Annotated in this window: 16 protein-coding genes and 1 pseudogene; 10 read left to right on the top strand and 7 right to left on the bottom strand. The window is 62.2% G+C overall.

The genetic code is table 11. The annotated features are described in order from the left end of the window. Positions 1–14: 14 nt before the first annotated feature. The gene (locus H145_RS0108565) at positions 15–1,025 is read right to left on the bottom strand and encodes a hypothetical protein (protein ID WP_019947730.1); all 1,011 of its coding nucleotides are present in this window, start codon (positions 1,023–1,025) and stop codon (positions 15–17) included. Positions 1,026–1,286: 261 nt separating this feature from the next. Here H145_RS0108565 and H145_RS0108560 point away from each other — a divergent pair, with 261 nt between their 5' ends. Beyond that, on the top strand, positions 1,287–2,303 hold the full coding sequence (locus H145_RS0108560; protein ID WP_019947729.1) for a pectinesterase family protein: 1,017 nt from the start codon (positions 1,287–1,289) through the stop codon (positions 2,301–2,303). A 4-nt stretch (positions 2,304–2,307) separates the two neighbouring features. Then, on the top strand, positions 2,308–3,258 hold the full coding sequence (locus H145_RS0108555) for a pectinesterase family protein (protein WP_026351369.1): 951 nt from the start codon (positions 2,308–2,310) through the stop codon (positions 3,256–3,258). Positions 3,259–3,480: 222 nt separating this feature from the next. Here H145_RS0108555 and H145_RS0108550 read toward each other — a convergent pair whose 3' ends face one another. Both H145_RS0108550 and H145_RS20580 read right to left on the bottom strand, forming a co-directional pair. Then, on the bottom strand, positions 3,481–4,551 hold the full coding sequence (locus H145_RS0108550) for an SDR family oxidoreductase (protein ID WP_019947727.1): 1,071 nt from the start codon (positions 4,549–4,551) through the stop codon (positions 3,481–3,483). Between the two features lie 110 nt (positions 4,552–4,661). Further along, positions 4,662–4,925 (bottom strand): barstar family protein, encoded by a 264-nt coding sequence (locus H145_RS20580; protein WP_019947726.1) that lies wholly within the window; start codon positions 4,923–4,925, stop codon positions 4,662–4,664. A gap of 206 nt (positions 4,926–5,131) precedes the next feature. Between H145_RS20580 and H145_RS23250 the strand changes: the two genes are divergently transcribed. Further along, a complete protein-coding gene (locus H145_RS23250) occupies positions 5,132–5,731 on the top strand; it encodes an REP-associated tyrosine transposase (RefSeq protein ID WP_033426044.1) in 600 nt (199 codons plus the stop codon). 120 nt (positions 5,732–5,851) lie between these two features. Here the strand turns inward: H145_RS23250 and H145_RS0108535 are convergent, their stop codons facing one another. Continuing rightward, on the bottom strand, positions 5,852–7,663 hold the full coding sequence (locus H145_RS0108535; protein ID WP_019947724.1) for an ABC transporter ATP-binding protein: 1,812 nt from the start codon (positions 7,661–7,663) through the stop codon (positions 5,852–5,854). A 207-nt stretch (positions 7,664–7,870) separates the two neighbouring features. Between H145_RS0108535 and H145_RS0108530 the strand changes: the two genes are divergently transcribed. Then, on the top strand, positions 7,871–9,454 hold the full coding sequence (locus tag H145_RS0108530) for a M28 family metallopeptidase (protein ID WP_019947723.1): 1,584 nt from the start codon (positions 7,871–7,873) through the stop codon (positions 9,452–9,454). 417 nt (positions 9,455–9,871) lie between these two features. Here the strand turns inward: H145_RS0108530 and H145_RS22240 are convergent. Beyond that, positions 9,872–10,684 (bottom strand): annotated as a pseudogene (locus H145_RS22240) (SDR family NAD(P)-dependent oxidoreductase). A 170-nt stretch (positions 10,685–10,854) separates the two neighbouring features. Here H145_RS22240 and H145_RS0108520 point away from each other — a divergent pair. Next, positions 10,855–11,319: a hypothetical protein gene (locus H145_RS0108520; protein ID WP_019947720.1), complete on the top strand. Its 465-nt coding sequence runs from the start codon at positions 10,855–10,857 to the stop codon at positions 11,317–11,319. A gap of 101 nt (positions 11,320–11,420) precedes the next feature. Here the strand turns inward: H145_RS0108520 and H145_RS24070 are convergent, their stop codons facing one another. Beyond that, positions 11,421–11,903, bottom strand: a complete 483-nt coding sequence (locus tag H145_RS24070) for a hypothetical protein (protein WP_019947719.1) — start codon at positions 11,901–11,903, stop codon at positions 11,421–11,423. A gap of 224 nt (positions 11,904–12,127) precedes the next feature. On the opposite strand from H145_RS24070, the gene H145_RS0108510 reads away from it, so the two are divergent. The 3 genes from H145_RS0108510 to H145_RS0108495 all read left to right on the top strand — a co-directional run bounded on the left by H145_RS0108510 (position 12,128) and on the right by H145_RS0108495 (position 15,571). Next, the gene (locus H145_RS0108510) at positions 12,128–13,306 is read left to right on the top strand and encodes a 1-deoxy-D-xylulose-5-phosphate reductoisomerase (protein WP_019947718.1); all 1,179 of its coding nucleotides are present in this window, start codon (positions 12,128–12,130) and stop codon (positions 13,304–13,306) included. Between the two features lie 226 nt (positions 13,307–13,532). Next, entirely contained in the window at positions 13,533–14,879 is a 1,347-nt protein-coding gene (gene rseP / locus H145_RS0108505; RefSeq protein ID WP_026351368.1) for an RIP metalloprotease RseP, read from the top strand. A 194-nt stretch (positions 14,880–15,073) separates the two neighbouring features. After that, positions 15,074–15,571, top strand: coding sequence for a DUF6702 family protein (locus tag H145_RS0108495; protein ID WP_157541383.1), 498 nt, complete (start codon positions 15,074–15,076; stop codon positions 15,569–15,571). A 119-nt stretch (positions 15,572–15,690) separates the two neighbouring features. Here H145_RS0108495 and H145_RS20565 read toward each other — a convergent pair whose 3' ends face one another. Then, positions 15,691–17,637 carry an OmpA family protein gene (locus H145_RS20565; RefSeq protein WP_019947714.1) on the bottom strand — a complete coding sequence of 649 codons (1,947 nt, stop codon included), beginning with the start codon at positions 17,635–17,637 and terminating at the stop codon, positions 15,691–15,693. Positions 17,638–18,108: 471 nt separating this feature from the next. On the opposite strand from H145_RS20565, the gene lon reads away from it, so the two are divergent. Together lon and porQ are read left to right on the top strand one after the other, a co-directional pair. Then, positions 18,109–20,613 (top strand): endopeptidase La, encoded by a 2,505-nt coding sequence (gene lon, locus H145_RS0108485; RefSeq protein WP_051102990.1) that lies wholly within the window; start codon positions 18,109–18,111, stop codon positions 20,611–20,613. Between the two features lie 216 nt (positions 20,614–20,829). Continuing rightward, positions 20,830–21,876, top strand: coding sequence for a type IX secretion system protein PorQ (porQ, locus tag H145_RS0108480; protein ID WP_019947712.1), 1,047 nt, complete (start codon positions 20,830–20,832; stop codon positions 21,874–21,876). Positions 21,877–21,913 lie beyond the last annotated feature (37 nt).

Here is a 21,913-nt window from a genome sequence, read left to right as displayed (position 1 = left end):
AGGCATCACTAAGCCTACCGCCGCCGCAGGTACAGCAGCGTCGACTTACCCGAGGGGCCGTACTTGTCGTTGATGAGGAAAAAGCCGCGCTTGTAGGCGGCCAGCCCTTCCCAGTTGTAGGTTTGATATTCGGCGGGCAGCGTCAGCAGCGGCTTCCAGCTGAGGCGGTGGCGCTTGTAGCGGAGGCTGATGAGGCGAGAGTAGTTCTGGTAGCGGCCGGCGCTGTCCTGAATCAGGCGGGTGTTGGGGTCGGGCGGGGCCATGCGGTACACGGCATCGGAAGCGCCATTGAAGAAATAGTTGATGGCCGTGAAGCGCCGGCCACCGGCGGGCTCCAGATCGGTTACGCGGAAGGGCAACGGGGGCAGGGCCACGGGCCGCTGCCGGCCGCTGCGCAGAGCTACGGCCGCGTTGCCGCGGGGCAGGTAGTTGTACTCGAACAGGGCCAGCAGCTCGCGGTGGCGGTAGGTGGCCAGCGCCTCGAAACCCGCATTGTAGGCGTGGGTGCCATCGGGCAGCAGCGGCTTGGGCAGGGCCACCAGGTAGCTGCTGTCGAGCTGAATGACATTTCGGGCCTCATCCAGCACGCCCCGCACCAAGTAGCAGTTGGCCGCTGCCGTTACGGTTTCGATGGAGAAATAGGCCGTGTCGCGCAGCACCGTCAGGCCTTCCAGTCCTTCGTAAATGGGGCTGCCAGCGTCAATCCGCGCTCTGGCTCTATCGAGGCCCCGGATGGCGTATCTGCGGAAGGGCAATTGCACGGGCCGACCGGCGAGTTGCTGGTCAAGGTCGGAGAGGGTCAGGCTGTACACTTTGGCTTCGGCTTGCTCCTGGAGGCGGCTTTCGGAGAGCAGCAGCAATTGGCCGCGGTAGGTGCAGAGGCCGGAGAACTGATTTTCGCGCTCGGCCAGCTCGGCGGGCAGTTGAATGGTGCGTGCCAGGAGCGGGGAGGGGCCCTGGGCATGGCTGGCCCAGCCAGGGACCAGCGTCAGCAGGAATGTGGAGAAAGCTAAAAACCGGTTCATGAGCGGCAGCAGGGGAGAGGGCGGCTTTGGAACTGCCAAAACCGAAATACCGACAAAGGTAGGTGGCCGGAGTGGCGAAAGCTCATGGCCGAAGGCGGCAACGTTCCCGGTATCGTTTGCGGCAAAATAACGCGGCCATTACTGTTATATGCCGGTCTGGCGCGGTAATATGGGCGTCGGGGGCGGTGCCAGAAAAGTCAGGGCATATTCCGGCCGTCCCGCCAGCTGATTGCCGCTGTTCTGTTTTCCTGCCTGCCTGCCATGATCCAATCCTTTAAAGCAACGCCGCCCAGAAGCCTGGCCCCGGGTTTTGGCTGCTACCTTTTTTGGCTGCTGTTACTGGCCGGGCTGCTACCGGGCCAAGCCAAGGCAGTCCCGGCTCCGGCCTATGATTTTGTGGTGGCCCAGGATGGCAGCGGGCAGTTCCGCACAGTGCAGGAGGCCTTCAACGCCGTGCCCGATTTCCGCAAGAAAGTCACCACTATCTTCATCAAAAACGGTATTTACAAGGAGAAGCTGCTGCTGGCCGGCTCGAAGAACTTCGTGAAGCTGATGGGCGAGGACCGCGAGAAAACCATTCTCACCTACGACGACTACAACCAGAAAAAGAACATTTTCGGCGAAGACAAGGGCACCTCCGGCTCGGCCAGCTGCTACCTCTACGGCGCCGACTTCACGGCCGAAAACCTTACGTTCCAGAACTCCTCGGGGCCCGTGGGGCAGGCGGTGGCCCTGTGGGTGGCCGGCGACCGGACCCGGTTTAAAAACTGCCGCTTTCTGGGCTTTCAGGACACGCTCTACACCTACGGCTACGGCAGCCGCCAGTACTACGAGAACTGCTACATCGAGGGCACCGTTGATTTCATCTTTGGCAGCAGCACGGCGTGGTTCGAAGGCTGCATTATTTTCTGCAAAACCAAGGGCTTCATCACGGCCGCTTCCACGCCCGACAGCACCCGCTACGGCTACGTGTTCAACCAGTGCAAAATTATCGGCAGCGCGCCCGCCGGTAGCGTTTACCTGGGCCGACCCTGGCGCCCATACGCCAAAACCGTGTTTATCGGCTGCGAGCTGGGCCCGCAGATAGCGCCCGCCGGCTGGGACCCCTGGGGCAACGAAAGCAACCAGCAAACTGCCCGCTACGCCGAGTACCAGAGCCGCGGCCCCGGCGCCGCCCCGGCCCGGCGCGTGCCCTGGAGCCGCCAGCTAAGCGCCGCCGAAGCCCGCCAGTACACGCTGCCCGTGGTGTTGCGCGGTTGGGACCCCACCCAAGACTAGCACGATGAAAACTGCCCTGCTGACTGTATGTCTGCTGTTGCTGGCCCTGCTGGCAGCGGCCCGCCCGGTTGCCGGGCTGGTAGTGGCCCCGGATGGCTCCGGCGACTTCCGCACGGTGCAGGCCGCCGTAGATGCGGTGCCCGACCACTCGGCCGCGTCTGCCGTCATCCGCATCAAGAAGGGCGTATACCGCGAAAAGCTGGTGATACCGGTGCGCAAAACCCTCGTCACGCTTATTGGCGAAGACCGCGACCAGACGATTATCACCTACGACGACCACAGCGGCGCCAACGGCATCGATACGTACTCGTCGCACTCGGTGCTGGTACAGGGCAACGACTTTCGGGCCGAAAACCTCACGTTCCGCAACACGGCGGGTCGCACCGCCGGCCAGGCCGTAGCCCTGCACATCGAGGCCGACCGCGCCACGTTCCGTAACTGCCGCATTGTTGGCGACCAGGATACGCTGTTTCTGGCCAGCGCCCACACCCGGCAGTACTTTATCAACTGCCACATCGAAGGCACCACCGACTTTATTTTCGGCGCCAGCACGGCCGTATTCGACCGGTGCACCATTGTCAGCAAGAAGAACTCGCACATCACGGCCGCCTCCACGCCCCCGGAGCAGCCCTACGGCTTCGTTTTCCTGGATTGCCGGCTGTCGGCCGATTCGGCGCTGGCCACCAACGTGTCGTTGGGGCGGCCCTGGCGACCCGCCGCCAGCGTGGCCTACCTGCGCTGCGAGCTGGGCCCGCACATCCGCCCCGCCGGCTGGGACAACTGGAAAAATCCGGAAAATGAGAAAACCGCCCGCTACGCCGAATACAGGAGCCGTGGCCCTGGCGCGCAGCCCGCCCGGCGCGTAACCTGGAGCCGGCAGCTCAGCCACAAAGAAGCCACACGTTACACCCTGCGGCGCATTTTCGGCGGCCCCCAGCCCTGGCAGCCGCTTTGAGAACTGAGTTATGAGAAGTGAGATATGAGAACCGAGATATGAGAACCGAGATATGAGAACTGAGTTATGAGAAGTGAGATATGAGAAGTGAGATATGAGAACTGAGATATGAGAACTGAGATATGAGAAGTGAGAAAGAAGACCGTGATATGTAGTACTCCAAATGTATCAGGGACTCATTTCTCAGCTCTCATATCTCAGCTCTCATATCTCACTTCTCACCTACGGAATCAGGCGGTCGGTGCGGAGCTGGGCGAACAGGTCGAAGAACGAGTCTTCGGTGGTCTGGTAGGCCAGGAAACCGTGTCGGCGGCTCTTGCTCATGTCGGTCATCACCTCAATGGGGCGGCCCAGGTCGAGGTCGGTGTGCCAGGGCGAAGCCAGGCGGCTGAGGTCGGCCTCGGCGAGGTGGTGGCGGTCGGCTATTGCGCGCCATACGGGGGCGTCGGCGCTCATCTCGGCTTCCAATGGGTGAATAGTGCCATCGAACCCCACGCCTTCCACCCCAAACCAGGCGGCCAGGCGGGGCCACAGCCAGCTCCAGCGGAATACGTCGCCGTTCACGATGTTGAAGGCTTCGTTGCGGGCCGTTTCGGCGGTAGCGGCCCAGCGCAGCTGTTGGGCGATGATGCGGGCATCAGTTACGTCGGAGAGGCCATTCCACTGGGCTTCCGAGCCGGGCCAGCGGAAGGGGCGGCCGGTTTCGCGGCAGATGGAGGCGTACACGGCCAGCGTGGTGCCCAGGTTCATGAGGTTGCCCACGGCCTTGCCGATGATGGTATGGGGCCGGTGGACGCTCCACGTAAACCCGTTGCGGGCAGCGGCGGCGTACACCTCGTCTTCCTGGGCGTAGTAAAAGTTGTCGAGCGGCAGGCGCGGCTGCTCCTCGCGCAGGGGCGTGGGCGGCGGAGTGCCCCCGTTCACGTAGGCCTCGAACGGCCCCAGGTAGTGCTTGAGGCCGGTAACCAGCGCCACATGCTGCACCGATTGTTGCGGGGCCAGCGCGTCGAGCAGGTTGCGCACCATCAGGGCATTAACGCGGATGTTCTCGGCCTCGGTGTCCTGGCGCATCCAGGTGGTGATGAATACGTGGGTGGGAGCGAGGCCGGCGAGGGCCGTTTGCAGGCTGGCAGGGTCGAGCAGGTCGGCGGCTACGGGCTGCAGACCGGGCACGTCGTCAGGGCGGGGCGAGCGGGAGAGGCCGTAGGTGGGCCAGTCGTGGGCCAGCAGCTCGCGGGCCAGGTTGCTGCCGATGATGCCGCTGGCACCAACTACTAAAGCACGGTAGTTCATGTTTTTAGGTTTCAGATTCAGATAAGTTTCCCCACCGCACCCGCGGCGGGAGGGGCTACAACAGCCGAAACCACCAATCGGCCCACCAGAAAGCAAATGATGCCCGCGTGCTACGCCAGCACGATACGCTTAGGAGCCATTTCCTCGGCGTAGTCCTGCATTACCTGCCGCAGAATCTGCATGTCGTGGGGGCAATGTTGGGCGAATTCCTGCCAGTTGGTGAGCGTGAGTACCAGCGGCATTTCCACGATGGCTACTATGGAATCCCAGAAAGCGTCCCAGCTCGGGCCATACCATTCCTCAAAGCCCAGCTGCTCCTTGAACAGCTGGTGAATGGCGGCTTTAGTAGTAATACCGGTGAGGTCAAGGGTCATGGTGAACTAATAGAGCGGTAGTAGCGCGAACTTTGTAGTTCGCGACCCGGAACGACCGGGTAGCGGGTAGCAGGAATTCGATTTTGCCCGGTGCCGATCGTTCGGGGTCGCGAACTACAAAGTTCGCGCTACTATCGCTCTATTAGCCCGGTGTCGGTCGTTCGTCGGCGCTTACAAAGTTCACATTGCTGTCCTATCTTAATTGTATGAGACAGCCGCTGTATTATGAGCGCAACCTTCCGCACCGTCTGCCACCGGGCTCTGATCTGTTCTTGACGTTCCGCCTGGCTGGCTCTCTGCCCAGCAGCGTAGTAGCCCGATTGCAGAATCAGTTTCGGAGCAGCGAAGCAGATAGCGCCGAGCTGACTTACGCCCAGCAGCGCCGGTATTTCGGCCGCTTCGATACGCTATTGGACGGCGCAGCCCAGGGGCCGGTGTGGCTACGCGAGCCGGCCGTAGCCGAATTGGTAGCTGCTTCGCTACGCCATTTTCATGGGAAAGCATACCACCTGGTTTGCTACTGCATTATGCCTAACCACGTGCATGCTGTTGTTTCCTTGGCAGAAGATGCGCCTTTGCTGGCTGATACGCTGCAACGCCTCAAGGGCTACACGGCGCTGCAAGCCAATAAGCTGCTGAACCGAACCGGGCAGTTCTGGCAGCGCGAAACCTACGATCATATCGTGCGCAGCGGTGAAGAGATGCAGCGCGTAGTTGCCTACGTGGTAAATAACCCGGTGAAAGCCGGCCTGGCCGAAAGTTGGGAACAATGGCCCTACACATACTGGCCGGATACGTTAGGGTAGTAACGCGAACTTTGTAGTTCGCGGCTATGAATAACCCGATAGCATGAATCCATTTTTCGCGCCGCTCGCTTATTGTTGCCGTTCCGGGTCGCGAACTGCAAAGTTCGCGTTACTGCCCGGCTACCCCGCCGTGTCGCTCACCTCGTCGCCGTCGTCCACCAGCACGCGGGCCAGCTTTTCGATGTTGAGGCTGCGGGCCGAGGCGTCGAAAATTTCGCGGTAGGTGCCGCGCAGGTCGTAGAGGTGCTCGTGGGTGCCACTTTCCACCATGCGGCCCTGCTTCATCACGTAAATGCAGTCGGCATCGACAATCTGGGCCAGGCTGTGGGAGATGATGACCACGGTGCGGCCCTGCTTGATGGCGTCGAGCGAGTTCTTGATTTGCTCGGTGGCAATGGCATCGAGCGAGGCGGTGGGCTCGTCGAGGAAGATGATGGGCGGGTCTTTGAGAAACAGCCGGGCAATGGCGATGCGCTGCTGCTGCCCGCCCGAGAGTTGCTGGGCATCACTCTGGTAGCCCTTGGGCAGCTCCATAATCTGCTCGTGTAGGTAGGCCTGCCGGGCCGCCTGCTTTATCTGGTCGAGGGTGGCGTCCATCACGCCGTAGCGGATGTTCTCCTCAATAGTGCCCTTGAAAATGTGGTTTTTCTGCAGCACCAGTCCGATTTGCCGGCGTAGCGCGTGGGTGTCGTAGTCGGCCAGCGGCTGGCCGTCGAGCAGCATCTGGCCGCGGTCGGGGGCGTAGAACTTGCAGAGCAGGTTGATGATGGTGCTCTTGCCAGCCCCGCTCAGGCCCACCAGGGCGGTGGTTTTGCCGGCCTCAATCGTCAGGCACACATCGTGCAGGGCCTGGGTGCCGCTGGGGTAAGTGAAATCAACGTGGCAGATGTCGAAGGTGCCGCGCAGGTGGTCGGGCCGGAGCTGGCCGGTGGGCTCCACGGCGTTGCGGGCATCCAGAATGTCGAAGAAGCCCTCGGAGTAGGTGAGAGCATCGTTCATCTCGTCGTAGATGCGGTGCAGCTGCCGGATGGGCGCCGACACGTTGTTGAACAGCAGGATGTGGAACATGATGGCCCCGATGCTGATTTGCCCATCGAGCACGAGGTAGGCCGTGAGCACGATGATGAGCACCACGCCAATCTGCTCGGTGAAGGTTTTCAGGCCGTCGTAGCGGAAGCTGATGCGGCGCGTCTGGAGCTGGGCGGCCTGCAAATCGTCCTGCAGCTGGTTCTGCTTGGTGGCCTCGTAGTCTTCGCGCACGAAGCTCTTGATAACCACCGCCGAATCAATCAAATTGACCAGGCCCTGGCTGCGCGCCTCGCGCAGGCCCCGCAACGCCCGGCGGGTGCCATTGAGGCGGTCGGCCTGCCGGAAGCTCAGCCAGAAGTACACCGGCAGCACCGCCACCGCCACCAGCCCCACGTACAGGTTGGCCGCAAACATCACCACCAGCGCCACCACCGAGTTGGCAAACAGCGGCAGAATATCAATAAAGAAGTTCTGCACCAGCTTCATCAGGCTTTCCACGCCCCGATCGATGCGGGTCTGGAGCTTGCCGGTCTGGTTGCCGGTGTCGGCATAAAAGCCCAGCTGGTAGCCCACCACCCGCTGCACCGCCTCGTGCATCAGGCTGCCCGACACGCTGATGCGGATTTTCTCGCCGAAATACCGTTGCCCGAACTGGATGAAGGTGTAGATGATTTCCTTGCCCAGCAGCAGCCCGCTCACCAGCAGCAGCAAATCCATGCCCTGCGCCAGGCCCTTGTTCTGGTTGAGCAGCCCCTGCACCGTGTCCACGGTGTAGCGCAGCACGAACGGGTTGACCTGCGCCGCCAGCGAGCCAACCAGCGTGAGCAGCAGCGTGCCCAGCACCAGCCCGCGGTAGGGCCGCACGTACGGGAAAAGGCGTTGAATAATCTGCCAGAGGCTCATTCAGTCGCGTGTAAGGGTGAACCCCTTTAGACGAGCAGGGCCTTGCCGGGGTTAGGCTGGCAGAAGATGGGCGCGGCTGCTGATGGGGCGCAAAGCCGGGGCGAAAGCGAGATGCCTGGCCGATTGGCTGGTGCCGGATGCAACCGGAAGGCCATTTCGGGGTATTTGGGCTGCCCCGGTGGCAGTCCATCCTCTCCCTCATTTCATATGATGCACACTTTCCGCTTCCTCGTGCTGGCCGGCTCGCTGGCCTTTTCCGCCCCCGCGCTGGCCCAGTCGGGCGGCACCAAGGCCGACCCGGCCATGCTCGCCAAGATTAAAGACGAAGGCCTGAACCGCTCCAAAGTGATGGAAACAGCCTTTTACCTGACCGATGTGAGCGGCCCGCGCCTGGCTGGCTCCGAGGGCCTGGCCCGCGCCAACGAGTGGAGCCGCAAGCAGCTCGCCGATTGGGGTCTGACCAAGGCCAGCATCGAGCCCTGGGGCACGTTCGGCCGTGGCTGGAACATCGATAAGTCGTACCTGGCCATGACGGCGCCCTACTACCACGCCCTCATCGGGGCCCCCAAGGCCTGGACGCCCGGCACCAACGGCGCGCTGAAAAAGCGGGTGATGGTGGTGCGCGCCGCTTCCGAAGCCGACCTGGCGAAGTACCAGGGCCAGCTGCGCGACAAAATCGTGCTGCTCGACGTGGCCAACCCGCCTACGCCCTCCTTCGAGCCCGACGCCAGGCGCTACACGGCCGAGGAGCTGCAGAAAATGGCCGACTACCAATTGCCCGCCCCCAACGCTGCGCCCCGGCCCGCCGACCCCAAGGCCGATGAGCAGCTGAAAAACCGTCGCGCTATGTTCGCCCTGCGCACCAAGCTGCTCGACATGGTGCAGGCCGAAGGCGCCGCCGCCATCCTGAGCACCCGCGGCGGCTCCGATGGCACGTTCTTTACCTCCAACGGCGCCCCCTACGCCGCCGACGCCAAGCCCGTGCTGCCCGAAATAGAAATGGCCCCCGAAGACCTGCTCCGCCTCATCCGCCTCGCCGATGCCGGCCTGCCGGTGGAAGTGGAGATGGAAACCCGCACCCGCTTCCAGGACCAGGACCTGAAGGGCTACAACGTGGTGGCCGAAATTGCCGGCACCGACCGCAAGCTCAAGAGTGAAGTAGTGATGCTCGGCGCCCACATCGACTCGTGGCATGCCGCCACCGGGGCCACCGACAACGCGGCCGGCGTGGCCGTGATGATGGAAGCCGTGCGCCTGCTGAAAGCCGCCGGTGTGCAGCCGCGCCGCACCATCCGCATCGCGCTCTGGGGCGAGGAGGAGCAGGGCCTGTTCGGCTCGCGCAACTACGTGAAAAACCACTTCGCCGACCCCGCCACCATGAAGCTGCTGCCAGCCCACGAGAAGCTGGCCGCTTACTTCAACCTCGACAACGGCGCCGGTAAAATCCGCGGCATCTACGCCCAGGGCAACGAGGCCGCCGCCCCCATTTTTGCCGATTGGCTGAAGCCCTTCGCCGATATGGGCGCCACCACCGTCACGCTGCGCAACACCGGCGGCACCGACCACCTGGCCTTCGACGCGGTGGGCCTGCCGGGCTTCCAGTTCATCCAGGACCCGCTCGATTACGGCACCCGCACCCACCACACCAACATGGACACCTACGAGCGTCTGCCCGCCGACGACCTCAAGCAGGCCGCCGTGGTAGTAGCCTCGTTCGTGTACCAGGCCGCCATGCGCGACCAGAAACTGCCCCGTAAAGCCCTACCCGTTGTCAAGGCTGACAACCGATAAGGGGCCGCCGGCCGGTTGCGCCCGTAAGCCGGGCTTCCGCACGCGCGGAAGCCCGGCTTTTTTTAGCTGCCCCCCGCGCTCCGCTCCAGCCATTTATCTGCCCCTCGACCCGCCTCCCAACGCATCCGAGGCATGTGGAAACGCATCCGAAGGATGTCGAAAGGCATTCGAGGCATGTGAAAACGAATCCGAGGGGTGTGGAAACGCATCCGAAGGGTGGGGAAACGGTTCCGGAGGGTGTGGAAACGGTTTCGAAGGATGTGGAAGTGCATTCGAGGACTGCGGAAATGCATCCGAAGGGTGTGGAAACGCATTCGAGGGGTATGGAAACGGTTCCGAAGGATGTAGAAGGGCATCCCAGGCATGTCGGAATGCATTCGGGAACATTAACCGTCCGCGCCGCATCGGCCCGGCCCGCTATTTGGCACTTTCGTCGCCATCAACGGGCTTGCTCTGACTGTGGACGTTAGCGGCCACCAGCTCGTTGGGGATGACGTTGCTGGCCGATACCTGCACTTTGTTCATGAGGCCGGAGATGACCCGGTTTTCGCCGTTCATCAGGGCCTGGTAGCCATCTTTGGCCACGTCGGCCGGCTCGGCCATGCCGCTTTTCTCCACCACGTTCTTGGCGCGGGTCATGTCGGCTTTGTCGAAGAAGTCGGTGTCGGTCAGGCCCGGCAGCAGGGCCGTGATGGTGACGTTGCGGTCCTTGTTTTCTTCCTGAATCGACTCGGCGAAGGAGTTGACGAAGGCCTTGGTGCCGTGGTAAACGGCCTGCAACGGCCCCGGCAGCTCGCCGGCAATGCTGCCCACGAGCAGAATTTTGCCTTCGTCGCGGGCCAGCATCTCGCGCAGATACAGCTTGGTGAACACCACGCAGGCCCCGATGTTGAGCTGAATAATGGCCAGCTCCCGCTCGATGTCGGTGGTATCGAAGGTGCCGTACTGACCCTGGCCGGCGTCGTTGACCAGCACATCTACCTGCCGGCCCTGCGCCTTTATTTCGTCGTAGACCTCGAACGGGGCCCGGGGCTAAAACAGGTCTTTGGCAATAGTCAGGACCTCGACGCCGTGCTGCTGCCTGATTTCCTGGGCTGTCTGGTCGAGTTCCTGCTGGCTGCGGGCCACGATGATGAGGTTGTACTTATCCTGGGCGAAGCAGTTGGCCAGCTCGCGGCCGATGCCGCTGGTGCCGCCCGTAATCAGGGCCGTTTTGGGTGCGTTTGCCATGCGTGAAAAGGTTGGTTAGGTTCGTTGTTTCCTAACGCAGGGGCCGCAAAGGCGGTTATTGTCGGGTTTGGGGGCAGGGCTGCTGTGGGGCCGGCAGAAAAAGCCCGCGCGGCCGACCTGGCAGAAAAACAGCAGCTTTGCAGCGGCCCGAACGACACTCCCCAACTTCTATGGCAAGCTCAAACCAGCTAATCAAACCCCGCCTGCACGCCCTGTGCCTGGCCTACGTGCACGAGCGGCTGGCCGCCATCCAGGCGGCCATCAACGCGGCTCAGGAATCGGCCAACTCCGAAACCAAGAGCAGCGCCGGCGACAAGTACGAAACCGGCCGCGCCATGGCCCAGAATGAGCGCGACCGAAACCTGGTGCAGCTCCAGCAGGCCCGCCAACTGCTGGCCGAAATCCAGCGCATCAACCCCGAGCTGCCCTGCGACGCTGTGCGCCCCGGCGCGCTGGTACACACCTCGATGGGCTGGTTCTACCTCGGCATCAGCGCCGGCAAGCTCCCGCTCGATGGCACCGATTACTTCGCCGTATCGGCCGCCGCGCCGGTAGCCGCCGCCCTGGGCGGTAAGCGGGCCGGCGAATCGGTGAGCTTCAACGGAAAATCAGTGCAGGTTTTAGCGGTCAGCTGAACGTCCTTCAGAGCGAAGCAAAGAATCTCGCGTGCTGACGTTGAGTTAGCAGTCCCAACAATAGCACGCGAGATTCTTCGCTTCGCTCTGAATGACGTTTACTAAATACCCTTCAGCAGGCCCGCTACACCCCGGATGTTGAGGCGGATGAAGTTGCGGATACGCTCGAAGCGGCCGCGGGCTTCGTCGAGTTCCTCGTCGGGTTCGAGCTGGCTGGGGCGGTGGGTGTCGAGCAGGGCGAAAACGGTTTCGGCCAGATCGAGGTAGCCCAGTAGCATGAGCAGCAGCAGCTTCTGGTCGGACTCGGCGTAACCTTTGGCGCGGATGGCTTTTACCAGCGTATCGAGCTGGGTGGTTTCGTCCACGAACAGGTCGCGCAGGACCGCCCGTTGGTGCTGATAGTCGAGCAGCTGCTGGGGCGTGGCGGCGGAGGCCGAAAACGGAAACGTGTCGGTGAAGCGGGTGGCGGCGCGGTAGTCGGTTTCGGCGGCGTAGATGGAAGCCAGGTGCTTCTGCAGGCTGGCCCAGAGGCCGGTGCGGGCTTTATCGAAGGCGGCAGAATCGGGGGCGGCGGAGGTGCTCACGGCGGGAGAAAGGCTGGTGGAAGCCCAAAGTACGCGCTTTTGGGCCGCGGAGGTTAACCCGAAGCCGATAAGCCGCCGGAAGCCGTAGTTTTGCTGAACCCGCCTGTCATGCTGAGCGGAGCGAAGGACCTATACAGCAATACTAATCTCAGAAGTTAGCTTCTGTATAGGTCCTTCGCTCCGCTCAGGATGACAGGTGGGTTGTCCGAATCCAATCCCGCCCCATGTCCCCCCAAACCCCCAAGCGCGTCGCCCTGCTCGGCTCCACCGGCTCTATTGGTACCCAGGCTCTCGACGTGCTCCGCGCCCAGCCCGGCCGGTTCGTCGTGTCGGCGCTGTCGGCCCAGTCGAATGCCGAGTTGCTGGTGGCCCAGGCCCGCGAGTTCCGGCCCGCCGCCGTGGTTATTGGCGACGAAAGCCGCTACGCCCAGGTGCGCGAGGCACTGGCCAGTCAGCCCGAAACGGAGGTGCTGGCGGGGGCCGACGCCCTGGCCGAAGTAGCCGGCCGGCCCGCTACCGACGTGGTGCTGACGGCCATGGTGGGCTACGCCGGGCTGCTGCCCACGGTGGCCGCCATCAAAGCCGGCCACGATATTGCGCTGGCCAACAAGGAAACCCTGGTAGTGGCCGGCCAGCTGATAACCGAGCTGGTGCGCGAGCACAACGTGAAGCTGCTGCCCGTCGATTCGGAGCACTCGGCCATTTTCCAGTGCCTGGTGGGGGAGGAGCAGAACCCGATTGAGAAAATCATCCTCACGGCCTCGGGCGGGCCGTTCCGGGGCCGGAGCCGCGCGCAGCTGGCCCAGGTAACCCGCGCCCAGGCCCTCAAGCACCCCAACTGGGACATGGGCGCCAAAATCACCATCGACTCGGCCTCGCTCATGAACAAGGGCCTCGAAGTCATCGAAGCCAAATGGCTGTTCGGCCTGCGCGACGAGCAGGTGGAAGTCATTGTGCATCCGCAAAGCATCGTCCACTCGCTGGTGCAGTTCGAGGATGGCTCGCTCAAGGCCCAACTCGGCCTGCCCGACATGAAGCTGCCCATTCAGTACGCGCTGGGCTACCCGCAACGGCTGCCCAACGACTTCCCGCGCTTCAACTTTCTGGATTATCCGCAACTCACGTTCGAGCCGGCTGATACCACCGCTTTCCGCAACCTGGGGCTGGCTTTCGAGGCCATGCGCCGCGGCGGCAACGCGCCCTGCATTCTCAACGCCGCCAACGAAATAGCCGTAGCCGCCTTTCTGCGCGATGAAATCGGCTTCCTGCAGATGTCGGACGTGGTAGAAACCAGCCTCGCGCGGGTTTCGTACCTTGCCGCTCCAACCCTGGCCGACTACGTAGCCACCGACCAGGAAACGCGCCGCGTGGCCACCGAACTACTCCCAACTCTTCGCGCCTGACAGGCTGGCCGGAACCCGGCGAACCACAGGCCGCGGCGCGTTGTTTGTTGGGCCATGGATAGATAGAACTACTTGTCATCCTGAGCGGAGCGAAGGACCTATAAAGAAGGTAATATCTGATAATACCTTCTTTATAGGTCCTTCGCTCCGCTCAGGATGACAGGCGGGCCGGCCAGCCTCTCCGCCCCATCACCTTTCACCTCATCACCTAAATCACCCCGCTCTTTTGGAAGGATTAATCATGGCCGGCAACCTGCTGCTGGGCCTTTCGCTGCTAGTTGGCCTGCACGAGTTCGGACACTTTGCGGCCGCCAAATACTTTAAAATCCGGGTCGATAAGTTTTACATCTTCTTCGACTTCCTGTTCCCACTGCCGGGGGTGATGAACTTCGCCCTGTTCAAAAAGAAAATCGGCGAGACGGAGTACGGCTTGGGCTGGTTCCCGCTGGGCGGCTACGTGGCCATCCACGGCATGGTCGATGAAACCCAGGACGCGGCCAGCCTCGCCGCCGAGCCCGCCCCCGACGAGTTCCGCTCGAAGCCGGCCTGGCAGCGCCTGATTGTAATGCTGGGCGGCATTATTATGAACGTGATAACCGGCATCGTCATTTTCACGCTGCTCACCTTCAACTACGGCCAGAGCTATTTGCCGGCTTCGGAGGTCCGCTACGGCATCGTGCCGAGCGAGCTGGGCAAGGAAATGGGCTTCCGTGAGGGCGACAAAATCGTGAAAATCAACGGCCGCCCCTTCGACGATTTCAGCGACGTGTACAGCCCCGACGTGATTCTGGGCTCCAGCGCCTACTACACCGTCGACCGCGCCGGCCAGCTGGTGGACGTGCCCGTGCCCGACAACTTTATGGACCGTCTCTCCGAGCAGGGCGAAGAGCGTTTCGTGCAGCCCCTCGACCCGTTTGTGGTGGACCGGGTAGTGCCCGGCAGCCCGGCCGCCAAAGCCGGCCTGCAGCCCCAGGACCGTATCCTGACCGTGGGCAGCACCGCCATCCGTTTCTTTCCCGAGCTGCAGAAAGCCCTGAAAGACCAGGCCGGCAAGCCGATAGCCGTGCGCGTGGAGCGCGCCGGTCAGCCCGTAGCCCTGAACGTGAACGTGGACGACGACGGCAAAATCGGTTTCCTGCCCAAGTCGCTGCTCAAGTTTGAAACCCGCAACTACGGGCTGCTGGAAGCCGTGCCAGTAGGCACCAAGCAGGCCTTTGGCGTCGTAACGACCCAGATGAAGGCGTTCGGCAAGATTTTCCGCGGTGAGGCTTCGTTCCGCAAGTCGGTGGGCGGGCCGATTGAAATTGCCCAGCAGTACGGCGGCACCTGGGACTGGCTCCGGTTCTGGACGCTCACGGGCCTGCTCTCGATGGTGCTGGCCTTCATGAACCTGCTGCCCATCCCGGCCCTCGACGGCGGCCATGTGGTGTTCCTGCTCTACGAAATGGTAGCTGGCCGCAAGCCCTCCGACGCCTTCATGGAAAACGCCCAGAAAGTGGGCATGATGATTATCCTGGGTCTGATGGCCTTCACGCTCATTATCAATCCGCTCATCAAAGCCTTCGGGCACTAAGTGAAGTGGTTGCTGTGAATTAAAAAAGCCGTGCTGCCTGTTTAGGTGGCACGGCTTTTTCTTGCGCCGTATCTTTCCCGCAGAGGAGCGCAGAGGTTTTCGCAGAGGTTCGCGGAGTCGTTCCGGAACAGCTCTGCGGGCCTCTGCGGTTTGACCTCTGCGTCCCTCTGCGGGAAATCCCTCTGGAAAAAAAAATGCCCAAACTCCTCCGAATCCTGCCGCTTCTGCTCCTTGTCAGCCTCGCGGCCTGGGCGCACACCTACCATGCCAGCCTGATGGAGGTGCGCTTCAACCCCGACAAGCAGCGGCTCGAAATAGCCCTCAAAGTCTTCACCGACGACCTGGAAAACGCGCTTTCCCAGGGCCAGCCCGCGCCCCACGTCATCGACCGCCTCACCCGCGCCCAGCTCGACCCGCTGCTGCTGAATTTGTTGCGGCGCGAAGTGCAGCTCAGCGCCCAGCCCGGCCGGCCGCTGCCGCTCACGCTGGTGGGCCTGCAAAAGGAAACCGACTCGCACTGGCTGTTCTTCACGGCCCCGCTACCGGCCACGGCCACCCGCGTCACGCTCCGCCAGGGCCTGCTGCTCAACGTATTCCCCGATCAGATGAACCTCGTCAACCTCACCGCGGGCAAGCAGAAGGAAAGCTTCCTGTTTCGTAGCGGCAACGAGGTGCAGGAGTTGAAGTGGTAAAGGTGAAATGGTGAGGTGGTGAAATGGTGAGTTGATGTTCAACAGTCCTGTCGGCGCAAGCGGCGCAATCAGGCTCCCGAAACGTCAACTCACCATTTCACCACCTCACCATTTCACCGCTACCACCCATCATCCCCGCCAGCTGGTTTAGGCGCGGGTTGGCCGGTGGGGGCGGGGTCGGCCCGGAATTCCTCGTCGCCGGCGGGCTTAACGATGCGGAACTCCACGCGGCGGTTGGTGCGGGCGTCTTCGCGGGTTCTTTCTTCCTTGAGGGGCTTTTCGCTGCCGTAGCCCATGCTTTCCACGCGGTTGGGCGGCAGCTTGCCCTTCTGCTCGATGTAGCGGCGGATAGCCTCGGCGCGGTCCTGCGACAGTTTCAGGTTGAAATCCAGGTCGCCGCGGCTGTCGGTGTGGCCCGCAATGTTGAGCCGGAACGTGGGGTGGTCGACCATAAACGTGGCAATCCGGTCGAGAATGGGGTGCATAGCCGGCCGGATGGTGGCCTTATCCTGGTCGAATTCGATGTTCTGGAACACCATGGGCAGCTGGTAGTCGATGGCGTTGGTCATGAGCTTAAACACCGTGTCGCCCTTGAGAGCGAAGCTTTTTTCGACGCTGAAAAAGTCGGGACTCTGAATCAGCATCACGTAGTGCGAGCCCTCCATGAGGTCGAAATCGAAGGAGCCGTCGTCGCGCAGGTACTTGCTGGCCACCTCGATGCCGTTGTCGGTGTCGATGATGCTGACCAGGCCGTTGAGCGGTTTGCGGCTCACCGAATCGATGAGCGAGCCCTCGACGTGGGTGGTGGCGGTAGGCTGGGCCTCCATCGGCAGCGGGAAGGAGTAGAGGTCCAGGTTTTTCATGTCCGGCTGCTCGGAACGGGCGTAGTACAGGTTTTTCGAGTCGGCGTCGATGGTGAAGTAGTACTCCGAGCCCTTGCCGTTCACCAGCGGCCCGATGTTGATGGGCTCCTGCCAGCGGCCCCGCGTGCGGTAGGTTTTGTAGATGTCGAAGTCGCCAAAGTTCAGCAACTGCCCCCGCGAGCTGAAGTAGAGCACGTGGTAAAGCGGGTGGTAAAACGGGCTCACCTCACTCTCGCGGGTGTTTACCACCGGCCCCATATTCTGGGCCGGCGTCCACTGCCCGGCCTTGTTTTTCACCGTAAACCAGATGTCCGACAGCCCGAAGCCGCCGAGCCGGTCGGAGGCGAAGTAAAGCGTGTCCTCGCCCGGCGAGAGGGTCGGTTGCGAGTCCCAGGCCGGCGAGTTCACGTTAGGCCCCAGGCTTTTGGGCATGCTCCACTTGCCGTCCTGCAGCGTGGCCTCGTACAAATCACAGTTGCCCTGGCAGGTGGGACACTCGCAACGTGCAAAGTACAGCGTTTTGCCGTCTTTGGTGATGCAGGCCGAGCCCTCGTTGTAGGGCGAGTTGATGGGTTTGGGCAACGGTTCGGCCTCGGTCCAGAGCCCGTTTTCGTAGCGCGACTGGTAGATGTCCTCGTCGGAAACTTCCTTTAGCCGGCCGCGGGTTTTGCGCTTCGAGGTGAAATAAAGCAGGTTGGCGTCGGCGTTGAGCGTGGGGCCGTAGTCCTCCTTATCGGAGTTGATGGCCTCGCCCATGCTGGTGTACACGCCCTTGGGCGGCCGGAACGTGGCAATGCTCTTGCGGTACTCCACCAGCTCGTAGTACTTTTTGAGGGGCACGTACAGCTCCGTTTCCTTCTGTTCGAGCGAGTCGTAGTACTGCTGGACTTTGGTCAGGCTCTGGCGGCGGTGCTTGAGGGCCAGCCGGAAGTAGGCGCGGGCCCGCTGCTCGTCGCCGGCCCGCTCCCAGAGCTGGCCCAGCCGCCACAGCAGCTCCGTGTCGCGGTAGAAGTTTTCGGTGCCGAACTGGCCCACGTAGGTTTCGAGCAGGTTGCGGGCCGCCGCCCAGTTCTTGCGCTTTTCAGCCTGCTGAATGGCGCGCAGGGCCTTTTTGTCGCGGAAATAGGTCAGCCGGTTCACGTTCGGAAACAGCGGCGTGGCGTCGGGGCGGGCCCGCAGCTGGCGGATAACTTTGGCCGACAACGGCCGCTGGGCATAAGTTGGTGTTTTCTGCTGGGCGGATGCCGGTAGTGGCTGGCCTAACAGCAGCAGTAACCCGCTGAATAAGGATAGAAGGGCAAATCGAAGCATATGAAGTGTAGCGTCCGGCAATAGTCAGCGGGCCGGCGTCAAAAATAGGAAAATTTTGATGTGGTTGCTTGGTTGTTGAATGAAACTACCGCTGTCATCCTGAGCGGCGCGAAGGACCTATATAGAAGCTAGCATCAAACAATAGCTTCTGTATAGGTCCTTCGCGCCGCTCAGGATGACAGGACTTCAACCTGGTCCCTCCATCTCTTGCCGCCCTGCCGATGTGGCAAAGGGCGGCCGTGGCACGGCGCTTGCCGGGCCTCTACCATTGGTGCTGCTCCGCCGTAAAGGAGCACTGGTCCGGGGCCCTGGCCTGTCATTGTGGCACCCGGACCTCCTTTTTTGCCCGACTATCTGCCCCGCATGAGTTCCTATACCCCGCCTAATCCTGCGCTTTCTTCGCTGCTGCTGATGACCGACGATTCCACCGAGATGGTGTCCATTGTGGCCGCCGACCCCGACCAGCCGCTGCCCCCCGGCGAGCAGCCCGACGTGCTGCCACTGCTGCCGGTGCGCAACACGGTGCTGTTTCCGGGCGTGGTGCTGCCGGTTACCGTAACGCGCAAAAAGAGCATCCGGCTGGTGCGTAAAGCCTACAAGGGCAACAAGCTGGTGGGCGTCATCGCGCAGAAAAACGGCGAATCCGACGACCCCGCGCTGGCCGATATGTACCAGGTGGGCACGCTGGCCCGCATTCTCAAAATGCTGGTGCTGCCCGACGGCAACACCACCATCATCATCCAGGGCCAGTCGCGCTTCCGGATTGAGGAGCAGGTGCAGGAAACGCCCTATCTCACGGCCCGCGTCAGCTACACGCCCGAGGATTTTCCGGGCAAAGGCTCCCGGGGCCTCAAGGCGCTGGTGTCGTCGCTCAAGGAGGCGGCCTCGCGCATGCTCAAGCTCAACCCCGAAATCCCGCAGGAAGCCCAGGTGGCGCTGGATAATATCGAGTCGCCGGCTTTCCTGACGCACTTTCTGTCGTCCAACCTCAACGTGGAGGTGAGCGTGAAGCAGCAGCTGCTCGAAACCAACGACGGCGTGGAGCGTGGCACCAAGCTGCTGGAGCTGATGCTCAAGGAAATCCAGCTGCTGGAAATCAAGCGCGAAATTCACACCAAGGTCCACACTGACATCGACCAGCAGCAGCGCGACTACTTCCTGCGCCAGCAGATAAAAGTGCTCCAGGACGAGCTGGGCTTCGATGGGCCCGAGCAGGACGCCGACAAGCTGCGCCAGCGGGCCAAGGGCAAAAAGTGGCCCGAAGCCATGGCCAGGCACTTCGAGAAGGAGCTCGACAAACTCACGCGCCTCAACCCGCAGGCCGCCGAGTACCCCATCAGCGTCAACTACGTGGAGTACCTGCTCGATTTGCCCTGGGGCGAGTATACCAAGGACAACTTCAACCTGAAACGCACCCAGCGCATCCTCGACCAGGACCACTACGGCATGGAAAAGGTGAAGGCGCGCATCATTGAGTACCTCGCGGTGCTTAAGCTGAAAAACGACCTGAAAGCGCCGATTTTGTGCCTGTACGGCCCGCCCGGCGTGGGCAAAACCAGTCTGGGCCGCTCGATTGCCAAGGCGCTGGGCCGCAAGTACGCCCGCCTGAGTCTGGGCGGGGTGCGCGACGAGGCCGAAATCCGCGGCCACCGCAAAACCTACGTGGGGGCCATGCCCGGCCGCATCATCGCCCAGATTAAAAAGGCCGGCGCCGCCAACCCGGTTATCGTGCTCGACGAAATCGACAAGCTGGCCTCCGACTTCCGCGGCGACCCCAGCTCGGCGCTGCTCGAAGTGCTCGACCCCGAACAGAACTCGACCTTCACCGACAATTACCTGGAGGTGGAGTACGACCTGAGCCGGGTGCTGTTCATTGCCACCGCCAACTCGCTCGACACCATCCAGCCCGCCCTGCGCGACCGGATGGAAATCATTGATCTGACCGGCTACACGCTGGAGGAGAAAAGCCAGATTGCCAAAAAGCACCTCTGGCCCAAGCTGCTCGAAGAGCATGGCCTCGGCCCCAAAGATGCCAGCGTGAGCACCGCCGCCCTGCAGCGCGTGATTGACGACTACACCCGCGAAAGCGGCGTGCGCAGCCTGGAGCGCAAGCTCGGCGGGCTGGTGCGCAACGTGGCCAAAAGCAAAGCCATGGACGAAAGCTACCCCGCCACCCTGCAGCCGGCCGACGTGCAGCGCATCCTCGGCGCGCCCATCTTCGACCGCGACCAGTACCAGGACAACGAAACCGCCGGCGTGGTAACCGGCCTGGCCTGGACCAGCGTGGGCGGCGACATTCTGTTCATTGAAAGCCTGCTGAGCCGGGGCCGGGGCAAGCTGACGCTCTCCGGCCAGCTCGGCGACGTGATGAAGGAATCGGCCGTAACGGCGCTGAGCTACCTCCGGAGCCGCGCCGACGAGCTGGGCATCGACTACCGCCTCTTCGACCAGTACGACCTGCACATCCACTTCCCCGAGGGCGCCGTGCCCAAAGACGGCCCCAGCGCCGGCATTGCCATCTTCACCAGCATTGCCTCGGTGTTCACCCAGCGCAAAATCCGCAGCCATCTGGCCATGACGGGCGAAATAACCCTGCGCGGTAAGGTGCTGCCGGTGGGCGGCATCAAGGAGAAAATCCTGGCCGCCCGCCGCGCCGGCGTCAAGGACATTATCCTCTGCCCCAAAAACCGCAAGGACATCGACGAAATCCCCGCCCACTACCTCCAGGGCCTCACCATCCACTACGCCGACCGCGTGGACGACGTGCTGCGCGTGGCCCTGCTGGACGAGCAGGTAGCCCACCCCATGAAGCTGGTGGTGCGCGACGAGACGCCCGCGCCGCTGGGGCCGAGCGTGGAAGTGCAGTGATTAATTAGTAATTGATAATGAATAATTAAGAATTGAAAAGGTGCGAAAATCAGCCGGCCGGACGTTCATTCGCATTGCGTTATCTTGCCAGACGCTAGCCAGTTCACTGCTAAAACGCTGACTTGAGCCTGATTCTGGATAGCTTATCTTGGCTGTATCGCCTTAGTTCTGTTTGAGCAATTCTTAATTATTCATTCCTAATTACTAATTAAAAAGATGCTCCTCCGCCGCACCGCCGTTGTTTTTGTCGTTTCGGGCCTGACGCTGGGCGCGGCGCGGGCCCAGATTGGTGGCCAGCGCGCCTTCTCGTTCCTGAACCTGCCTACCAGCGCCAAGCTGGCCGGGCTAGGCGGCGTCAACACCTCCTCGCGCGACGCCGATGGCACCATGCTCTACGCCAACCCCGCTCTGCTGAACGCCGACATGGATGGCCGGCTGGCGCTGGGCTTCGTGGATTATCTCGCTGATATCAAGCAGAGCACGGCGGTGTACGTATTCAATACGGCCAAGGCGGGCCGGATAGGAGTAGGACTGACCTACCTGAACTACGGCGACTTTGAGCAGTTCGACCCGGCTGGCAACTCGCTGGGCCGGTTTTCGGTGAACGAGTACGCGCTGAGCCTGTCTGATTCCTACACCTCGGGCGTGTTCACGCTGGGCGGCACGCTCAAGCTGGCCGGCTCGGGCATTGCCGGCAACCACTCCTACGCCGCCCTGGCCGACGTGGGCGGCTTGTTCAAGCACCCCACCCAGGACTTCACGGTGGGCCTGGTGGTGCGCAACGCCGGCGTGCAGCTCAAAGCCTACGACGGGTCCGACCGGGAACCCATGCCCTTCGATGTGGAGCTGGGTGCGTCCATCAAGCCCGAGCACCTGCCGTTGCGCTTCTCGCTGGCCGCCCACCATCTCCAGCAGCTCGACATCGTATACCTCGACCCCAACCAGCGCGGCCAGCTAGACGAGAATGGCGCCGAAGTGAAGCCCAAAAAGAGCTTAGGCGACAAGCTAGCGCGGCATTTTGTGGTGGGCGGCGAGCTGCTGCTGAGCAAGAATTTGAACGTGCGCGTCGGCTACAACCACCTCCAGCGCCGCGAGCTGCGCCTCGATAATACCGCGGGCGGGGCCGGCTTCTCGTTTGGTTTTATGCTGCGCATCAGCCAGTTTCAGCTCGATTACACCCATGCTGGCCTTCATGCCTCGGGCGGCGCCAACTACTTCACCGTCGCCCGTAACCTCAGCTCGCTGTTCAGGAAACAACCTTGACTTGCATGTGCTAAATGTGAAGAATGTGTGAAATGTG

Source organism: Hymenobacter aerophilus DSM 13606, from assembly GCF_000382225.1.
Classification (GTDB): Bacteria; Bacteroidota; Bacteroidia; order Cytophagales; family Hymenobacteraceae; genus Hymenobacter; species Hymenobacter aerophilus.
This window is presented reverse-complemented; position numbering and strand designations above follow the sequence as displayed.

Bases quoted from the DNA above. Each gene is read 5' to 3' on its own strand.
- H145_RS0108565 (WP_019947730.1), bottom strand. From the start codon at position 1,025: ATGAACCGGTTTTTAGCTTTCTCCACATTCCTGCTGACGCTGGTCCCT.
- H145_RS0108560 (WP_019947729.1), top strand. From the start codon at position 1,287: ATGATCCAATCCTTTAAAGCAACGCCGCCCAGAAGCCTGGCCCCGGGT.
- H145_RS0108555 (WP_026351369.1), top strand. From the start codon at position 2,308: ATGAAAACTGCCCTGCTGACTGTATGTCTGCTGTTGCTGGCCCTGCTG.
- H145_RS0108550 (WP_019947727.1), bottom strand. From the start codon at position 4,551: ATGAACTACCGTGCTTTAGTAGTTGGTGCCAGCGGCATCATCGGCAGC.
- H145_RS20580 (WP_019947726.1), bottom strand. From the start codon at position 4,925: ATGACCCTTGACCTCACCGGTATTACTACTAAAGCCGCCATTCACCAG.
- H145_RS23250 (WP_033426044.1), top strand. From the start codon at position 5,132: ATGAGACAGCCGCTGTATTATGAGCGCAACCTTCCGCACCGTCTGCCA.
- H145_RS0108535 (WP_019947724.1), bottom strand. From the start codon at position 7,663: ATGAGCCTCTGGCAGATTATTCAACGCCTTTTCCCGTACGTGCGGCCC.
- H145_RS0108530 (WP_019947723.1), top strand. From the start codon at position 7,871: ATGATGCACACTTTCCGCTTCCTCGTGCTGGCCGGCTCGCTGGCCTTT.
- H145_RS0108520 (WP_019947720.1), top strand. From the start codon at position 10,855: ATGGCAAGCTCAAACCAGCTAATCAAACCCCGCCTGCACGCCCTGTGC.
- H145_RS0108510 (WP_019947718.1), top strand. From the start codon at position 12,128: ATGTCCCCCCAAACCCCCAAGCGCGTCGCCCTGCTCGGCTCCACCGGC.
- H145_RS0108495 (WP_157541383.1), top strand. From the start codon at position 15,074: ATGCCCAAACTCCTCCGAATCCTGCCGCTTCTGCTCCTTGTCAGCCTC.
- lon (WP_051102990.1), top strand. From the start codon at position 18,109: ATGAGTTCCTATACCCCGCCTAATCCTGCGCTTTCTTCGCTGCTGCTG.
- porQ (WP_019947712.1), top strand. From the start codon at position 20,830: ATGCTCCTCCGCCGCACCGCCGTTGTTTTTGTCGTTTCGGGCCTGACG.